This is a genomic window from Bordetella genomosp. 2 (assembly GCF_002261345.1).
Lineage (GTDB): Bacteria > Pseudomonadota > Gammaproteobacteria > Burkholderiales > Burkholderiaceae_B > Bordetella_A.
On the sequence record NZ_NEVT01000006.1, the window covers coordinates 1290664 to 1305132 of the forward strand.

Annotated in this window: 15 protein-coding genes; 6 read left to right on the top strand and 9 right to left on the bottom strand. The window is 69.6% G+C overall.

Translation table 11 applies throughout. The features are described 5' to 3' along the window. Positions 1 to 11: 11 nt before the first annotated feature. From CAL24_RS16300 to CAL24_RS16325, 6 genes are all read right to left on the bottom strand, one after another. Positions 12 to 596 (bottom strand): helix-turn-helix domain-containing protein, encoded by a 585-nt coding sequence (locus CAL24_RS16300; RefSeq protein WP_028353283.1) that lies wholly within the window; start codon positions 594 to 596, stop codon positions 12 to 14. Positions 597 to 609: 13 nt separating this feature from the next. Continuing rightward, complete coding sequence (locus tag CAL24_RS16305) at positions 610 to 1899, bottom strand: NAD(P)/FAD-dependent oxidoreductase (RefSeq protein WP_094807207.1); 1290 nt, start codon at positions 1897 to 1899, stop codon at positions 610 to 612. A gap of 49 nt (positions 1900 to 1948) precedes the next feature. After that, positions 1949 to 2638, bottom strand: a complete 690-nt coding sequence (locus CAL24_RS16310; protein ID WP_094807208.1) for an amino acid ABC transporter permease — start codon at positions 2636 to 2638, stop codon at positions 1949 to 1951. A 3-nt stretch (positions 2639 to 2641) separates the two neighbouring features. Continuing rightward, positions 2642 to 3334 carry an amino acid ABC transporter permease gene (locus tag CAL24_RS16315; protein ID WP_028353280.1) on the bottom strand — a complete coding sequence of 231 codons (693 nt, stop codon included), beginning with the start codon at positions 3332 to 3334 and terminating at the stop codon, positions 2642 to 2644. A gap of 47 nt (positions 3335 to 3381) precedes the next feature. Next, entirely contained in the window at positions 3382 to 4173 is a 792-nt protein-coding gene (locus tag CAL24_RS16320) for an ABC transporter substrate-binding protein (protein ID WP_028353279.1), read from the bottom strand. A 106-nt stretch (positions 4174 to 4279) separates the two neighbouring features. Beyond that, the gene (locus tag CAL24_RS16325; protein WP_432759293.1) at positions 4280 to 5059 is read right to left on the bottom strand and encodes an amino acid ABC transporter ATP-binding protein; all 780 of its coding nucleotides are present in this window, start codon (positions 5057 to 5059) and stop codon (positions 4280 to 4282) included. Between the two features lie 87 nt (positions 5060 to 5146). Here CAL24_RS16325 and amaB point away from each other — a divergent pair, with 87 nt between their 5' ends. The 4 genes from amaB to CAL24_RS16345 all read left to right on the top strand — a co-directional run bounded on the left by amaB (position 5147) and on the right by CAL24_RS16345 (position 9746). Next, positions 5147 to 6649, top strand: a complete 1503-nt coding sequence (gene amaB / locus CAL24_RS16330) for an L-piperidine-6-carboxylate dehydrogenase (RefSeq protein WP_028353277.1) — start codon at positions 5147 to 5149, stop codon at positions 6647 to 6649. A 103-nt stretch (positions 6650 to 6752) separates the two neighbouring features. Beyond that, the gene (locus tag CAL24_RS16335; RefSeq protein ID WP_038853047.1) at positions 6753 to 8042 is read left to right on the top strand and encodes a phospholipase A; all 1290 of its coding nucleotides are present in this window, start codon (positions 6753 to 6755) and stop codon (positions 8040 to 8042) included. A gap of 13 nt (positions 8043 to 8055) precedes the next feature. Beyond that, positions 8056 to 8697 carry a flavin reductase family protein gene (locus tag CAL24_RS16340; RefSeq protein WP_028353275.1) on the top strand — a complete coding sequence of 214 codons (642 nt, stop codon included), beginning with the start codon at positions 8056 to 8058 and terminating at the stop codon, positions 8695 to 8697. Positions 8698 to 8714: 17 nt separating this feature from the next. Beyond that, a complete protein-coding gene (locus tag CAL24_RS16345; RefSeq protein WP_094807209.1) occupies positions 8715 to 9746 on the top strand; it encodes an asparaginase in 1032 nt (343 codons plus the stop codon). A 7-nt stretch (positions 9747 to 9753) separates the two neighbouring features. Here CAL24_RS16345 and CAL24_RS16350 read toward each other — a convergent pair whose 3' ends face one another. Further along, positions 9754 to 11295 carry a hypothetical protein gene (locus tag CAL24_RS16350; protein ID WP_094807210.1) on the bottom strand — a complete coding sequence of 514 codons (1542 nt, stop codon included), beginning with the start codon at positions 11293 to 11295 and terminating at the stop codon, positions 9754 to 9756. Positions 11296 to 11676: 381 nt separating this feature from the next. Here CAL24_RS16350 and CAL24_RS16355 point away from each other — a divergent pair, with 381 nt between their 5' ends. Further along, entirely contained in the window at positions 11677 to 11922 is a 246-nt protein-coding gene (locus CAL24_RS16355; RefSeq protein WP_028353272.1) for a hypothetical protein, read from the top strand. Between the two features lie 143 nt (positions 11923 to 12065). Continuing rightward, positions 12066 to 12737: a GntR family transcriptional regulator gene (locus CAL24_RS16360; protein WP_038853044.1), complete on the top strand. Its 672-nt coding sequence runs from the start codon at positions 12066 to 12068 to the stop codon at positions 12735 to 12737. Positions 12738 to 12749: 12 nt separating this feature from the next. Here the strand turns inward: CAL24_RS16360 and CAL24_RS16365 are convergent, their stop codons facing one another. Beyond that, positions 12750 to 13676: an ornithine cyclodeaminase family protein gene (locus tag CAL24_RS16365; RefSeq protein ID WP_094807211.1), complete on the bottom strand. Its 927-nt coding sequence runs from the start codon at positions 13674 to 13676 to the stop codon at positions 12750 to 12752. 29 nt (positions 13677 to 13705) lie between these two features. Further along, positions 13706 to 14467 (bottom strand): sulfite exporter TauE/SafE family protein, encoded by a 762-nt coding sequence (locus tag CAL24_RS16370; protein WP_028353269.1) that lies wholly within the window; start codon positions 14465 to 14467, stop codon positions 13706 to 13708. Positions 14468 to 14469 lie beyond the last annotated feature (2 nt).

Here is a 14469-nt window from a genome sequence, read left to right on the forward strand (position 1 = left end):
TCCCGCTTGCCTCACTCGCCGTCCAGTTCGGCGGCGGTCGACACCCACAGCACCATGGCGTCTTCCGCGCCGACGCTGATCACCCGGTGCCCCATGCGGCTGTCTATATAGAAGCTCTCTCCGGCCGCCAGGCGGGCCGGCTGGTAGTACTCGGTGTACAGCTCGATCTCGCCGCTCAGCACGTAGACGAATTCCTCGCCGCGGTGCCGGCTCCAGTCCTGGAATTCGCCGAACGAGCGCGCCTTGACCCGCGTATAGAACGGCATCATGCGCTTGTGCGACAGCGCGTTGCACAGCAGCCGGTGGTCGTAGTACGGCGTTTCGTAGGAGCGCCCCTCGCCGCGCAGGCTGATGGAGCGGCGGCCGGTCCCCATGTGCTCGTGCGACGGCATGAACAGCTCGGCCACGTCCAGCTCCAGCCCGGCGGCGATCTTCAGCAGGTTGTCGTAGGTGGGCGACAGCAGGCCGTTCTCGATCTTGGACAGCGTCGAGGCGGCGACGCCGGTGGCCTGGGCAGCCTGCTTCAGGGTCCAGTCGCGCGCCTTGCGCAGGTCGCGCAGCCGTTGCGCCAGGGCGCCTTGCTTGGTGCCTTGCATGGGCGTTCCCCTTTCATGCGCGTGAGCGGCGTTCGCGCAGCCAGTCGCGGGCCTGGTACGACCAGTACGTCATCTGCACCGCCGCGGTGCCCAGCGGGCCGCCGTTCCAGTCCAGCCCGAACGGCGCGAACTGGCGATAGCGCTCGCTCTCGCCGCAGATGCCTTCCGCCACCACCCGGCCGCCGATGGCCGTGGTGTTCATGCCGTGTCCGCCGAACGCGGTGCAATACCAGACGCCGGGCTGCAGCCTGCCGATCTGCGGCATCAGGTGCCGCGCATAGGACATGCGGCCCGACCAGGCGACTTCGACGCGCACCCCGGCCAGCTGCGGGTACACCGACAACAGCTCGGCGCGCAGCGACTCGGCCAGGTCGGGCGGGTCGTCGATCCGCGTGGTGATGTGGCTGCCCCAACTGATGCGCCCGCCTTCCACGACCCGGTAGTAATTGCCGGCGCGGCGCGTGTCGCCGATGGCCGCATCGGTGCAGATGGCCTCGCGCACCCGTTCGCCCAGCGGCTCGGTCAGCATGATGTAGGTGGCGATGGGCAACATGGCGCGCCGCAGCGCCGGGACCAGCCCGTCGGTATAGCCCCCCGTGGCGATCAGTACCGTCTGCGCTTCGATGGTGGCCTCGGGCGTGGCCAGGCGCTTGACCGCGCCCGCCAGGTCGGCCGAGCGCACCGGGGAATCCTCGTGGATGCGCACGCCGAGGCGCACGCATTCGCGCGCCAGCGCGCGCGCATAGTTGAGCGGATGAAAATGGAACGAGGCCGGGTCGTAGATGCCCTGGAAATAGGCCTCGGACCGCAGCAGTTCGCGCACCTCGTCGCGCGCCAGCAGTTGCACGTCGCGCCCGAACTGGCGCTGCTCATCGCAATAGCGGCGCAGCGCATCGGTGTCGTCGTAGCGCAGCACGCGCAGCCGGCCGTCGACCTTGCGGGCGTCGTCGATGGCCAAGTCGCGGATGTTGGCCCGGATGATTTCCACGCCTTCGATGGACAAGCGGTACAACGCCTCGTAGCCGCGCTGGCCGACGCGCTTGCGGATCAGGTCGGCGCCGGCCGAAAACGCCGGCGATACCGACCCGCCATTGCGGCCGGAGGCGCCCCACCCGACGCGGCGCGCCTCCAGCAAGGTCACCTGCCGGCCGCGGCGCGCCAGTTCCAGCGCGGCGGTCAGGCCGGCCAGGCCGCCGCCCACGACGCAGACCTCGGTGTCGGCCAGCCCGGCCAGCGCGTCGTAGCGCGTGTGCGCATCGCCCAGCGTGCGCTTGTAGAAGGTGTCGATGTAGTCGGAAACCATGGTGGCTCGGCGTGCAGACCGGCTTGGGATACTGGCGTCGGCGTGCGGCTCAGGCCAGCGAGGCCGGCGCCAGCGACCCGGCGACCCGCTTTTCGACCCAGTTGGCCAGGCGCAGCAAGGGATAGCAGTATATGAAATAGATCAGCGCGATCAGGGCGTAGATGAACAGCGATTTGCTGGGGTAGGTAATCATGAAGACCTCGCCCTGGCGCGTCAGTTCGGTAATGCCGACCACCGACAGGATGGCGGTGCTCTTGATCAGCATGACGTATACCCCGCTCATCGGCTGCACGATCAGCCGCATGGCCTGCGGCAGCACCACCAGCCGCAGGATCTGCAGAGGCTTGAGCCCCAGCGTCATGGCGCCTTCGGTCTGGCCGCGCGGCACCGCCTGGATGGCGCCCATGACGATCTCGGCCACGTAGCTGGACGTGTACACCGACAGCGACACGAAGGCCGCCGTGTCGGAATCCCATTCCAGCCAGGCCACGCCGCTGCTGGGCAGCACGAAATAGAACACGTACAGCTGCACCAGGAACGGCGTGCCGCGCAGCACGTGGATATACAGGCCCAGCAGTTGGTGCAGCACCCGGATGCGGTAGCTGCGCAGCACGCCGATGACGAACCCCAGCGCCGAGCCGGCGATGATGGCCACGAACGACACCTTCAGCGTTTCCAGGAAGCCCTTGAGCAGGAAGGGCATCACGGTCACGGCGGTCGACAGGTATTCTTGCAGCATGCGTTACCTCGCGTTCCAGGCGGGACCGGCCAGCCACAGGCCGACCAGCCGCGACAGCCCCAGCATGAAGGCGTAGATCAACAGGTATCCGGCCGCGATAGTCAGGAAACTCTCGTTCGGCACGATGCGCTCGCTGTTCATCAGCACGCCGGCGGCCACCAGCTCGAACACCGCGATCAGCGACAGCAGCGAGGTGTCCTTGATGAGCACGGCGGTCTGGCCGAGCAGCGGCGGCAGGGTATTGGCGAACGCCTGGGGCAGCACCACGTAGCGCAGGCGCTGGCCGAAATTCATGCCGACCGCCTTGGCGCCCTCGATCTGGCCGCGCGGCACCGACTGGATGCCGACGCGCACGATCTCGCTCATGTAGGCCGTATGGTGCAGCGTGAGCGCGACGATGCCGAGGATCATCTCGCTCCAGCCCTTGGCGGCGGGTATGAAAGCCGGCAGCGCGTAATACACCAGGTAGATCTGCACCAGCAGCGGCGTGGCGCGGATGAACTGGATATACCCGGCCGCCGGGCGCCAGACCAGGCCCCGGTGCGCCATGCGCGCCAGCGCCACCGGCACGCCCAGCGCCACCGCGAGCACCAGGCTGGCGCCCGCCGCGATCAGCGTGTTGGCCAGTCCGGCGATGAACTGGTCGGTGTACTGGCCGACGATGCGCCAGTTGTAGTAGTCGATCAGCCAGTTCATGGGCTATGACCTGTCGGCACGCCAGCGGACCATGCGCCGGACCGCCATCAATGTTCCTTCTTCCAGTCGGTGGAATACCAGTACTTGACCGCGTCCGGCAGCGAGTTGTCGGCGGTGCGCAGTTCGCGCCAGTTGTCCAGCCAGAACTTCAGGCGATAGGCGTCGGGCGCCACCGCGAACGCCAGGGGCTCGCGCACCATGACACCATCCAGCACGCGCAGGTTCTTGAAGTCGGCCACGAACTGGTTGGCGGTGCTGAGCGCCATCACGCCGGCGTCGAGGCGGTTGCTCGACAGGGCCTGGCCCACCGGCGCGCTGCCGCCGGAGAACTCCTTGAGCTTGGCCTGCGGCAGCAGCTTGCGGGTGGCTTCCGCATAGGTGCTGGCGCCCAGCGCGCCGATGGTGACGTCCGCCTTGTTGAGCTCGTTGAAATGCTTGTACGGTGAGTCGGCCGGCACCACGGCGACCGTCTCGGCATAGAACATCGGCGCCGAGAAGAGGATCTGCGCGGCGCGCTGCGGCGTCGGCGTCATGTCGGCGGCGATCATGTCGGCCTTGCCGGCCAGCAGCGCGGGGATCAGGCCCTTCCATTCGTAGTCCTGCAGCACCAGCTTGACGCCCAGGTCGTCGGCCATGCGGCGCGCCAGCTCGACCGCCAGGCCGGTGCGCTTGCCGGATTTGTCCATGAAGCTCATCAGCGGGCCGGACGTCTGGACCGCCACGCGGAATTCGCCGCGCTTGAGGATGTCGTCCAGCGCATCGGCGCGCGCCGCGGAGGCGGCGCAGGCCGCGGTCACGGCCAGTGTCGCGATGCCCAGCCATTGTTTGATTTTCTGCATATCAAGACCCTCTCTGGTGGTATGGGCCGCCGGGTGCGGAACACGCCGGGCGGTACTGCAGTGGTTGCCGCGCCGGCCGCGCGCCCTGCGGCGGCCGGCGCGGGTGCTACAGAATCTTGTCCAGGAACGCCCGCGTGCGCGGATGCCGCGGCGCGCGGAACAGCATCTCGGGCGCGCCCTCTTCGACGATGCGGCCGCCGTCCATGAACAGCGCGCGGTCGGCCACGTCGCGGGCGAAGCCCATCTCGTGGGTGACCACGGCCATGGTCATGCCGTCGCGGGCCAGCTCGCGCATCAGGTCGAGAATGCCGCCGACGGTCTCGGGATCGAGCGCCGAGGTCGCCTCGTCGAACAGCATCAGCTTCGGGTCCATCGCCAGCGCCCGGGCGATCGCCACCCGCTGCTGCTGTCCGCCGGATAGCTGGCTGGGATAGCGGGCACCGAACTCGGCCATGCCGACCCGCTCCAGCAGCCCGCGCGCATAGCGCTCGGCCTCGGCGCGGCTGCGCTTGCGCACCACGCATTGCGGCAGTGCGACGTTGTCCAGGGCGGTGCGATGCTGGAACAGGTTGAAATGCTGGAACACCATGCCCACTTCGGTGCGCCAGCGGTTCAGGTCGGTGGCGGCGTCCGAGATCGACACGCCGTCGATGCGGATATCGCCCGCGTCGATCGACTCCAGCCCATTGAGCGTGCGCAGCAAGGTGCTCTTGCCCGAGCCCGACGGCCCGACCACCACCAGCACTTCGCCGCGCTCGATGCGGCAGTGGATGTCGGTGAGCGCCGCATGCGGCGGCTGCCCTTCGCGATGAAAGGTCTTGTGTACTGCTTCGACCACGACCAATGGATCCGGCACGGGCTGCCATCCCAAAAAAAGGTTTCGCATTCGACGTCAGAGTTTCGTATAGTAAATTTTTCTGCCGCGATTCCACTTAGGCATTTCCCTAACGCTGCCGCCCCAAGGAGACCACCGATGACCACGCCCCAAGAGATCCTGCGCGCCCTCGGCCTGAACGACACCGTCCTGCAGGGCGGCACGCTGGCGGCGCACAGCCCCATCGACGGCGCGCGCCTGGCGCAAGTGCACGAACACACGGTGGCGCAGGCCCACGCGGCCATCACGCGGGCGCGCCAGGCCAGCCAGGCGTGGCGCTTGGTGCCGGCGCCGCGCCGCGGCGAGCTGGTGCGGCTGTTCGGCGAGGTGCTGCGCCGCCACAAGCGCGACCTGGGCCGGCTGGTGTCGCTGGAGGCGGGCAAGATCCTGGCCGAGGGCGAAGGCGAGGTCCAGGAAATGATCGACATCTGCGATTTCGCGCTGGGCCTGTCGCGACAACTGTACGGCCTGACCATCGCCTCCGAACGCCCCGGCCACCGCATGATGGAAACCTGGCATCCGCTCGGCGTGGTCGGCGTGATCAGCGCCTTCAATTTCCCGGTCGCGGTGTGGTCGTGGAATACCGCGCTGGCGCTGGTATGCGGCAACGCCGTGGTATGGAAGCCGTCCGAAAAAACGCCGCTGACCGCCCTGGCCTGCCAGGCGCTGTTCGCGCAGGCGCTGCAGCAGTTCGGCGACGCGCCGGCGGGCCTGCTGGAAGTGCTGATCGGCGGTCGCCAGGTGGGCGAGACGCTGGTCGACTCGCACGACGTGGCGCTGGTGTCGGCCACCGGCTCCACGCGCATGGGGCGCCAGGTGGCGCCGCGCGTGGCGCAGCGCTTCGGCCGGGTGCTGCTGGAGCTGGGCGGCAACAACGCGATCATCGTGGCGCCGTCGGCCGACCTCGACATGGCGGCGCGCGGCATCGTGTTCGGCGCCATCGGCACGGCCGGGCAGCGCTGCACCACCACCCGCCGCCTGATCGTGCACGAGAGCATCGCCGACGACCTGCTGGCGCGCCTGCGCGCCGCGTATGCCAGCGCGCCGATCGGCAATCCGCTCGACGCCGGCACCCTGGTGGGGCCGCTGATCGACCGCGCCGCCTTCGACGCCATGCAGCAGGCCCTGGTGGCCGCGCGCGAACAGGGCGGCGCCGTGACCGGCGGCGAACGCGTGCTGGCCGACACCTATCCGGACGCCTGGTACGTGCGGCCGGCCATCGTCGAGATGCCGGGGCAGACCGACGTGGTATGCCACGAGACTTTCGCGCCGATCCTGTACGTGATGCGCTACAGCGCCTTCGACGAGGCGCTGGCCATGCATAACGGCGTGCCGCAGGGCCTGTCGTCGGCGATCTTCACCAACGACCTGCGCGAAGCCGAGACCTTCCTGTCGGCCGCCGGCTCGGACTGCGGCATCGCCAACGTCAACATCGGCACCTCGGGCGCCGAGATCGGCGGCGCGTTCGGCGGCGAGAAAGAAACCGGCGGCGGCCGCGAGTCCGGCTCGGATGCCTGGAAGAACTACATGCGGCGCGCCACCAACACCATCAATTATTCGCGCGAACTGCCGCTCGCGCAGGGCATCAAGTTCGGCGCATAGCGGGCCTCGCGCGGGGCCCGCGCAATCGTTTGCTTACATGCGGTTGCAGGAGCCCCCTGATGCGGTGCTACAGTGCGTCGTCATCTAATTTCCCTGCTTCATCATGTTTTCGGACACTGCTATCCCCTCCCCGCTGCGCGCGCCGGTCCTGGCGGCGCTGCTGGGGCTCGCGACGCCGGCCACGGCCGGCATCACCTACCAGCTCGAACGCCCGGCCGCCTCGCCCGGCGAGACGGTGCAGATCCAGGCCGTTTATTTCAACGACGGCGAAACCGGCGCGCAATGGCAGCCGCCGGCGCAACTGGTGGTGCAATGGCGCGGCGCCGACGGCGCCATTGTGCGCAGCATGGCATCGCTGGCCAGCCCGCAGGCGCCGCTGAACATCCCGGTGAACAATTTCGCCCGCGTGGCCTGGAGCACGGTGGTGCCCCGCCAGGCGCAGGGCCTGCAGGCCCTGTCGATCGAGGGCGAGCCCACCATGATGGCGCTGGACGTGTCGGGCCGCGAAAGCGGCACGCTGGCCAGCGCGCCGGCCCAGGGGCCGGTGGTCGACGCCAGCACCGGCGCGCCCGTGCCGGTGGCCGCCGTCACCGCCGCCGGCGCCCAGCCGGACGCCGGGCCGGCGCCCGCCGACGCGGCGCGCAGCCAGTTCCACGCCCAGCCCACCGCGTTCGACGCCTTCCGGGGGGCGATCTCCGAATACCAACCCATGTACTTCGACATCGGCACGCGCGGCCGCACCACCGCGCGCTTCCAGATCAGCGCCAAGTACCGGCTGTTCACCCCGCCCGGCGGCCGCCCGGCCACCTTCGGCGAGAATTTCTACCTGGGCTACACGCAGACTTCGCTGTGGGACCTGCAGGGCGATTCGATGCCGTTCATCGACACGACCTTCAACCCCAGCGTGTTCTGGCTGTCCGACAACCTATGGACCTCGCCCACTCAGCACTGGCGGCTGGGCCTGAACACCGGTATCGAGCACATGTCCAACGGCAAGAGCGGCGACGACTCGCGCTCGCTCAACGACGCCTATGTGCAGCCGGCGATCAACTACCGTTTCGACGGCGGCAGCACCCTGACCTTCGCGCCCAAGATCAAGGCCTATGTCGGCGTGGCGGACGAGAATTCCGATTACCGCGACTACGCCGGCTTCGTCGACTGGAACCTGCGCTGGGCCCAGGACAACGGCGCCGTCATTTCGGCCATGTACCGCCAGGGCGCCAGCCGCCATCGCACCACCCAGCTCGATTTCGCCTGGCCGCTGCGCCGTACCTGGCTCGACATGAACGGCTACCTGCACCTGCAGTATTTCAACGGCTACGGCGAAACGCTGCTGGGCTACGACCAGCGCAACAAATCGCAGTTCCGCATCGGCCTGTCCATCGTGCCGTAGGAGACCCCACGCCATGTATTTCGACCTGTCCGCCATCGACCGCCGCAATGCCTACAAGCTGATGACCTCGACGATCGTGCCGCGCCCGATCGCCTGGGTGGTCAGCCAGGACGAGCAGGGGCGCAACAACGCCGCGCCGTTCTCGTTCTTCGGCGCCATGTCGGGCGACCCGCCGATTGTCTGCATCGGCGTGGGCTCGCGGCCGGACGGCCCCAAGGACACGGGCGCCAACCTGCGCGTCGATTCGGGTTTCGTGGTCAACATGGTGTCCGCGGCCCTGCTCAAGCGCATGAACGTCACGGCCATCGACTTCGCTCCCGGCGTCGACGAGCTGCAGGCCGCCGGCCTGGCGATCGCCGCCTCGCACAAGGTGGCGCCGCCGCGCATCGCCGACAGCCCGGTCGCCATGGAATGCGTGGTGCGCCAGATCCTGGACATGGGCCCCGAGCGGCGCATCGTCGTGGCCGAGATCCTGGCCTTCCATGTGCGCGACGACGCGGTGCTGGACGCGGACCGCTGCTACATCGACACCCCGAACCTCGACCTGGTGGGCCGCATGCATGGCGGCGGCTGGTACACCTACCAGGGCGAACTGGTCGAAGTGCCGCGCTGGAGCGAGGCCGACTGGCGCGCCAGCGGCGAGCCGCGCGACTGACGCCGCCAGGCCGCCACATGCCCGCGCATACGCTGCTCATCGAACGCACGCGCGGCGGCCCCGACGCCGCCGGCGACACCGTGGAATGCCAGCACTACGGCTCGATTGCCGTGGTGGACGCCGACGGCCGCCTGGTGGCCAGCGCCGGCGACCCCGACGCCCTGACTTTCGCGCGTTCCGCGCTCAAGCCATTCCAGGCGCTGCCCTTCGTACGGGCCGGCGGCGCGCAGCATTTCGGCCTGCCATCCCGGCACCTGGCGCTGCTGTGCGCCAGCCACTCCGGCGAGGACGAGCACGTGGCGGGCGTTTCCGCCATCCTGGAGCGCGCCGGCTGCGCGCCCGTCGAATTGCAGTGCGGCTGCCATGTGCCGATTGCCTTCGAGATGCCCGGCGCGAGCGCGCCGGCCGGTTTCCAGCCGACCCCGCTGCACCACAATTGCTCGGGCAAGCATGCCGGGTTCCTGGCGTATTGTGCGCAGCACCGGCTGGGGCGGCACGATTACCTGGCGGCCGGCCACCCTCTGCAGGCCGCGGTGCGCGGCGCCATCGCGCGGGCGTGCGGCACGCCGGCCGAGGCGTTGCGCATCGGGACGGACGGCTGTTCGGCGCCCACCTACGCGCTGCCCCTGTCCGCGCTGGCGCGCGGCTATGCCGGCCTGGCCGCGTCGGGCGCCCGGCGCGGCGACATGGCGGCGGCGCTGCGCCTGCTGTACGACGCCATGGTGAGCCACCCTTTCCTGGTGTCCGGCTCACGGCGCTCGGACCTGGCGTTCATGAGCGCGGCGCCGGGCGACTGGGTCGCCAAGGTCGGGGCCGACGGCGTGCAGGGCCTCGGGCTGCGCAGCGAGGGGCTGGGCATCGCGGTGAAAGTCTCCGACGGCAACATGGCCGCCGTCTATGCCGCCGCTATCGAGGCGCTCCGGCAGCTCGGCCTGGCCGCCGGCGCGCCCGGCTCGGCCCTGCACGCGCTGGCGCGGCCCGAACTGCGCAACGCGGCCGGGCTGCGCACCGGACAGGTGCGCCCGGCGTTCACGCTGCGCCGCCACTGACGCGGCATCACGCCACGCCCCACAGCAGCACCGCCGCCACGGTGGCCAGCACCAGTCCGCACACCACCGGAATCAACAGGGCGCGCGCCACTTCCAGCACCGGCACGCGGGCGAACCCCGCCACCGCGATCAGCGACGACCAGGCGATCAGCGTGCCGCCCCCGGTCCAGACCGCCCCCATCTGGCCGATGGCGGCCAGCGCGGCGGGCTCGACGCCGGCCGCGGGCCCGAGCGCGCCCGCCACCGTGCCCGTCAGCGGCAAGCCCGAGAAGCCGGAGCCGTCGATGCCGGTGATCATGCCCATCGCCAGCACGCCCAGGCCCACCAGCAGCTGGCTGTCCGGGATCAGGTGCTGGCCCGCCTGCACCAGTTCGAACAGCAGGTTGGGCACGTGCTGGCCGGCCGGAATGCCCAGGATGCTGCCCGCCGTGCTGTCCGAGCCGATGAAGAAAAAGCCGGCGATCGGCAGCACCGACCCCATGGCCTTGAAGGCGAACACGAAGCCGTCGGTCAGGTGGTCCGCGGCCAGGTCGAGCATCTTGCGACAGCCCTCGGCCGCCATGGTGGCCCATATCATCAGCAGCGCCGCGACGCCGCCGATCAGCATGGCGGCTTCGCCGCCCTTCAGCTCGGGCGCGCCGTTGACGAACTTGGGCGCGATCATCACCAGCACCACCAGCAGGAAGGCCAGCGGCGTGATGATGGCGAACATGCGCGAGGCCCCGGCGTGATCGTCGCGCCGCAGTTCGGCTTCGATTTCGGCGTCCGTGGCCAGATCGTGCTCGTGCGCCGTGCCGCGCGCGATCTCGGCCTTGTCGTAGGGCCCCGCGCCCTGCACGGGCTGCAGGCCCAGGCCGGTAGGCGTGAGCTCCCAGCGTTCCAGCAAGGCATTGCTGCCCGGCTGGATGAACTTGCGGATCTTCCAGTACGACAGCGACAGCGCCACTGCGCCGACGATCAGCGACAACACCAGCGCGCGGTCGCCCACCAGCGCCGCGCTGATGCCGCCGGCCGCCTTGGCGCTGATGCCCGGCGCGACTCCGATGACGTAGTCGGACGACAGCGCCATGCCCTGCCCGGCGATGGCGATCGCCATCGCGCCCGCCAGCGGCGGCAGGCCCGCGGCGATGGCGGCCGGCAGCAGTACCGCGGCCACCAGCGGCACCGCCGGCGTGGGCCAGAAGAACAGCGAGATCAGATAAGTGACCAGGGCCAGGATGAAAAATGCGGTGTGCCCGTTGGTCATCACGGCGCGAAAGGGCCGCACCATGCGTATGTCCGAGCCAATGTGCTTGAGCGAGTTCAGCAGCGCCGTCATCAGGGCGATGATCAGGAAGATGTTGAACAGCTCCCGGGCGGCGGTCATGCTGGCGCTGAAGATGCTGCCGATGCCGGTGACCAGGCTGCCGGACCAGGCGAACGCCACGACGGCGGTGGCGATGATCGACGGCACGACCACGTTCGCGCGGAATGCCATCGTGACGATGATCACCAGCACGCCGGCCAGATAGGCCCAGTGGGCTGGCCCGATGGCCAACGAAGTGTCCATGGCTGCTTCTCCCCAATGTTCAAGTAAAGAAAGCTACTCCGTATACAATATACATATACGACGGCAAAATCCCCTAGTGTTTACCCGGAAAATCACCCGTTGCAGACGCCATTCCAGCTGATTTCTATGCCAATCCCCGGCAAAGATTACGGAACGGTATACAAATATGCACCGCAATGGTGCAAAGCGCTTCGGATGCGCCGCCCTGGACCACGCGGGCGCCCCGGGCGGGTGCGCACGGCCCGGCGGAATCGTCGTTTTTGTGCCGCCGCGGGCCTTAGTGAATACGATATCCGTAGAAACCCTTATAATGGAGGGACTCGCTCCACCGGCGGCGCGGCCATCCGTCGCGGTCCGCCATTTCAGGCAACAGGTCTTACCATGACTGACTCCGTATTCGAATTCACCGACCAACCCCAGGAACCCGCCCGCCTCACCACCGGCTGGAACACCCTGCGCGGCGCCCGCCGCCCCAGCCTCGCGGCCCGCATCGAACGGGCCTTCGTGGCCTGGCAGGCGGCGCGTCTGCGCACCCTCTCGCCCGAGCGCCTGTGGGCGCCCGCCATGCAGGACCCCCGTTCCTTCGCCGAGATCCGCCGCGCCCGGCGCGAGGCCGCGCAACGCTGACATTGCGCAATGACAATCGTGACGGCGAGGCGGTATCGGCTCGACACACGAATCCATCTCCGTATACATTAGCCAGGCATCATGCTGGCTTGCGAGCGCCCGCGCCATCGCCCACGCGCACGCACGATAGATGGAATAAACGGATGGACACAATGCAGACCCCGGCCCCCGCCAACGGAGACAACCGCATCGGGCTCAATCACTCTCCGCTGACGCAATTGGTCGTCGACGCGCTGCGGGAAAAGATCCTCAGCGGCGCCATCGCCCCCGGCGAACGCCTGGTCGAAGGCCGCTTGTCGGAAGAATTCTCGGTGTCGCGCATGCCCGTGCGCGAAGCGCTGCGGCAACTGGCCGCGTGCGGGCTGGTGACCATCGAGCCGCGACGCGGCGCCTCGGTCACCCAGTTCGAACGCGGCCAGCTGCGCGAGCTGGTCGAGGTGCGCGCCACGCTCGAGGCCCTCAACGCCAAGCTGGCGGCGCAACGCCACGACCCGGCCCAGATCGCCGACCTCGAAGCCTTGCTGGCCGAAGGCACGCGCCTGGCCGCCGACGCCGACCTGGACACGCTCACCCAGCTGAACCGGCGCTTTCACGGGGCGCTGGGCCGCGTGGCCGCCAATTCCGTGCTGCAGGAAGTCATGCTGTCGCTGCGCGACCGCACCGCGGTGCTGTTCGCGCCCTTCAGCAGCGCGCGGGCACAGCAGAACTGGGAAGAACACGCCGCGATCCTGCGCGCGGTGATCAAGGGCGACGCCGAGCTGGCCAGCCTGCTGGCCGCCCGCCACGTCTACAACGCCGCCCAGATGGAGCCCTGACGCCGCCGCCCGTCAGGCGCCGGCGCTGTCTCCGCGCAGGCGCTGGTAGGCCAGGCCCGCCAGCGCCACGTCTTCCAGCCCCACCCCCACCGCCTTGTACAAGGTGATTTCGCTCGCCTGCCGCCGCCCCGGATGGGCGCCGGTGACCAGCGCGCCGAGCTCGACCAGGCGCCCGCCCAGGTCGAGCGCCGGATCGGCCAGCACCAGGTCGCCCGCCTCCCGCCGGCTCTGCGGCAGCCATTCCACCGCGATCAGCCCGGCGCGCGCCAGCGCGCGGTCGTCCAGCTCGCGCGTGTCCGGCAGGCTGGAGCCGATGGCGGCCACGAAGGTGCCGGGCGCGAGGCGGGCGCCGTCGAACAGCGGCTGCCGCGCCCGCGTCGCGGTCACCACGATGTCGGACTCCTCGACCGGCGCGCGCGCCGGGCTGCGCCGCACCTCCACCTGGCAATCGTCTTCCATGGCGCGCAACAGCTCGTCGCTGGCGCCCGGGTCGGACACGATGATGCGTTCCAGGGGATAGGCGCGCGCCAACTGGCGCGCATGCGCCTGACCCTGCACGCCGGCGCCGTACAGCATCATGCGGCGGCAATCCGGGCGCGCCAGGTGCGCGGCCGCCACCACGGTGCTGGCGGCGGTGCGCAGGCGCGTGATGGCGTTGGCCTCGAGCGTGGCCAGCGGCCGGCCGTCGACGGTGGAAAACAGCAGGATGACGAAGTCGAAGCGGCCGGCGATGGTGGTGTAGACCTTGGCGCCGGCCACTTGCTGGCCGGGAATGACCGCGCCCAGCGTCGACAGCTTCACGCCGCCGGCCTCGGTGCGCTCGCGCTGCTGCATGGCGGCCTCGCCCCGCCCGAAGTGCGCGAAGGCGTCCCGCACCACCTGCTGGGCGGCCGCGGCGTCGACCAGCTCGTCGACCATGGCATCGTTGATATGTAGCATCGTGTCTCCAGTGAGCAAGCGGACGCGGATCAGCCACCCAGCGCCACGCGGGCCAGCACGCCGGCCGCGCCCAGCGTGGCGACCGCCAGCAGGTAGCGGCGGATCTTCTGCTGGGAAAAGCGCCGCGCCATGGGCGTGGACAGCCAGAACCCGGCGCACATCCAGGGCAGCAGGGCCGCGCTGATCCACCATTGGGCGGCATTCATGCGTCCCGCCCAGCTCAACGCCGCCAGCGAGACGATCGTGCCGACCAGGAACACCATGCCCAGCGTGGCGCGCACGGTGGCGGGACGCAAGCTCTGCATGGCCACCGCGTAGGGCGGCCCGCCGGCGGCGGTGATGGTGCCCATCAGCCCCGACGCCACGCCGGCCGCGGCCAGGTTCGGCAGGCTGGGGCGCGCCCGCCAGCCGATGAGGCTGAGCGCCACGCCCGCCAGGATCAGCAGCGCGAACAGCAGCGACAACGTGCGGGCGCTGAACCACACCAGGAAAACCGCCGCCAGCATGGTGCCGGCCACGCGGCCCGCCACCGTCGCGCCGGCCACCCGCCAGTCCATCGCCGGACGCTCGCGCAGGTATGCCAGCAGCGCCAGCGGCCCGCCGATGGCCAGCAGCGGGCCGGGCACCAGCACGGGGAAAAGCAGCGCCGCGATGGGTGCGCAGAACATGGCGTAGCCCAGGCCGCCGATGCCCTGCAGCCAGGCTCCCGCCGCCACCATCACGCCCATGCCCAGGTACGCCGGCCAGCTCAGGTCCGAGCCGAACTGCATGAGGCTCTGCGCGAATGCCATGG

Excerpts from the sequence above, each read along its gene's own strand:
- CAL24_RS16360 (WP_038853044.1), top strand. The coding sequence starts at position 12,066 with ATGGACACAATGCAGACCCCGGCCCCCGCCAACGGAGACAACCGCATC.
- CAL24_RS16355 (WP_028353272.1), top strand. The coding sequence starts at position 11,677 with ATGACTGACTCCGTATTCGAATTCACCGACCAACCCCAGGAACCCGCC.
- amaB (WP_028353277.1), top strand. The coding sequence starts at position 5,147 with ATGACCACGCCCCAAGAGATCCTGCGCGCCCTCGGCCTGAACGACACC.
- CAL24_RS16370 (WP_028353269.1), bottom strand. The coding sequence starts at position 14,467 with ATGGCATTCGCGCAGAGCCTCATGCAGTTCGGCTCGGACCTGAGCTGG.
- CAL24_RS16315 (WP_028353280.1), bottom strand. The coding sequence starts at position 3,334 with ATGAACTGGCTGATCGACTACTACAACTGGCGCATCGTCGGCCAGTAC.
- CAL24_RS16350 (WP_094807210.1), bottom strand. The coding sequence starts at position 11,295 with ATGGACACTTCGTTGGCCATCGGGCCAGCCCACTGGGCCTATCTGGCC.
- CAL24_RS16320 (WP_028353279.1), bottom strand. The coding sequence starts at position 4,173 with ATGCAGAAAATCAAACAATGGCTGGGCATCGCGACACTGGCCGTGACC.
- CAL24_RS16300 (WP_028353283.1), bottom strand. The coding sequence starts at position 596 with ATGCAAGGCACCAAGCAAGGCGCCCTGGCGCAACGGCTGCGCGACCTG.
- CAL24_RS16335 (WP_038853047.1), top strand. The coding sequence starts at position 6,753 with ATGTTTTCGGACACTGCTATCCCCTCCCCGCTGCGCGCGCCGGTCCTG.
- CAL24_RS16325 (WP_432759293.1), bottom strand. The coding sequence starts at position 5,059 with ATGCGAAACCTTTTTTTGGGATGGCAGCCCGTGCCGGATCCATTGGTC.
- CAL24_RS16365 (WP_094807211.1), bottom strand. The coding sequence starts at position 13,676 with ATGCTACATATCAACGATGCCATGGTCGACGAGCTGGTCGACGCCGCG.
- CAL24_RS16345 (WP_094807209.1), top strand. The coding sequence starts at position 8,715 with ATGCCCGCGCATACGCTGCTCATCGAACGCACGCGCGGCGGCCCCGAC.
- CAL24_RS16340 (WP_028353275.1), top strand. The coding sequence starts at position 8,056 with ATGTATTTCGACCTGTCCGCCATCGACCGCCGCAATGCCTACAAGCTG.
- CAL24_RS16305 (WP_094807207.1), bottom strand. The coding sequence starts at position 1,899 with ATGGTTTCCGACTACATCGACACCTTCTACAAGCGCACGCTGGGCGAT.
- CAL24_RS16310 (WP_094807208.1), bottom strand. The coding sequence starts at position 2,638 with ATGCTGCAAGAATACCTGTCGACCGCCGTGACCGTGATGCCCTTCCTG.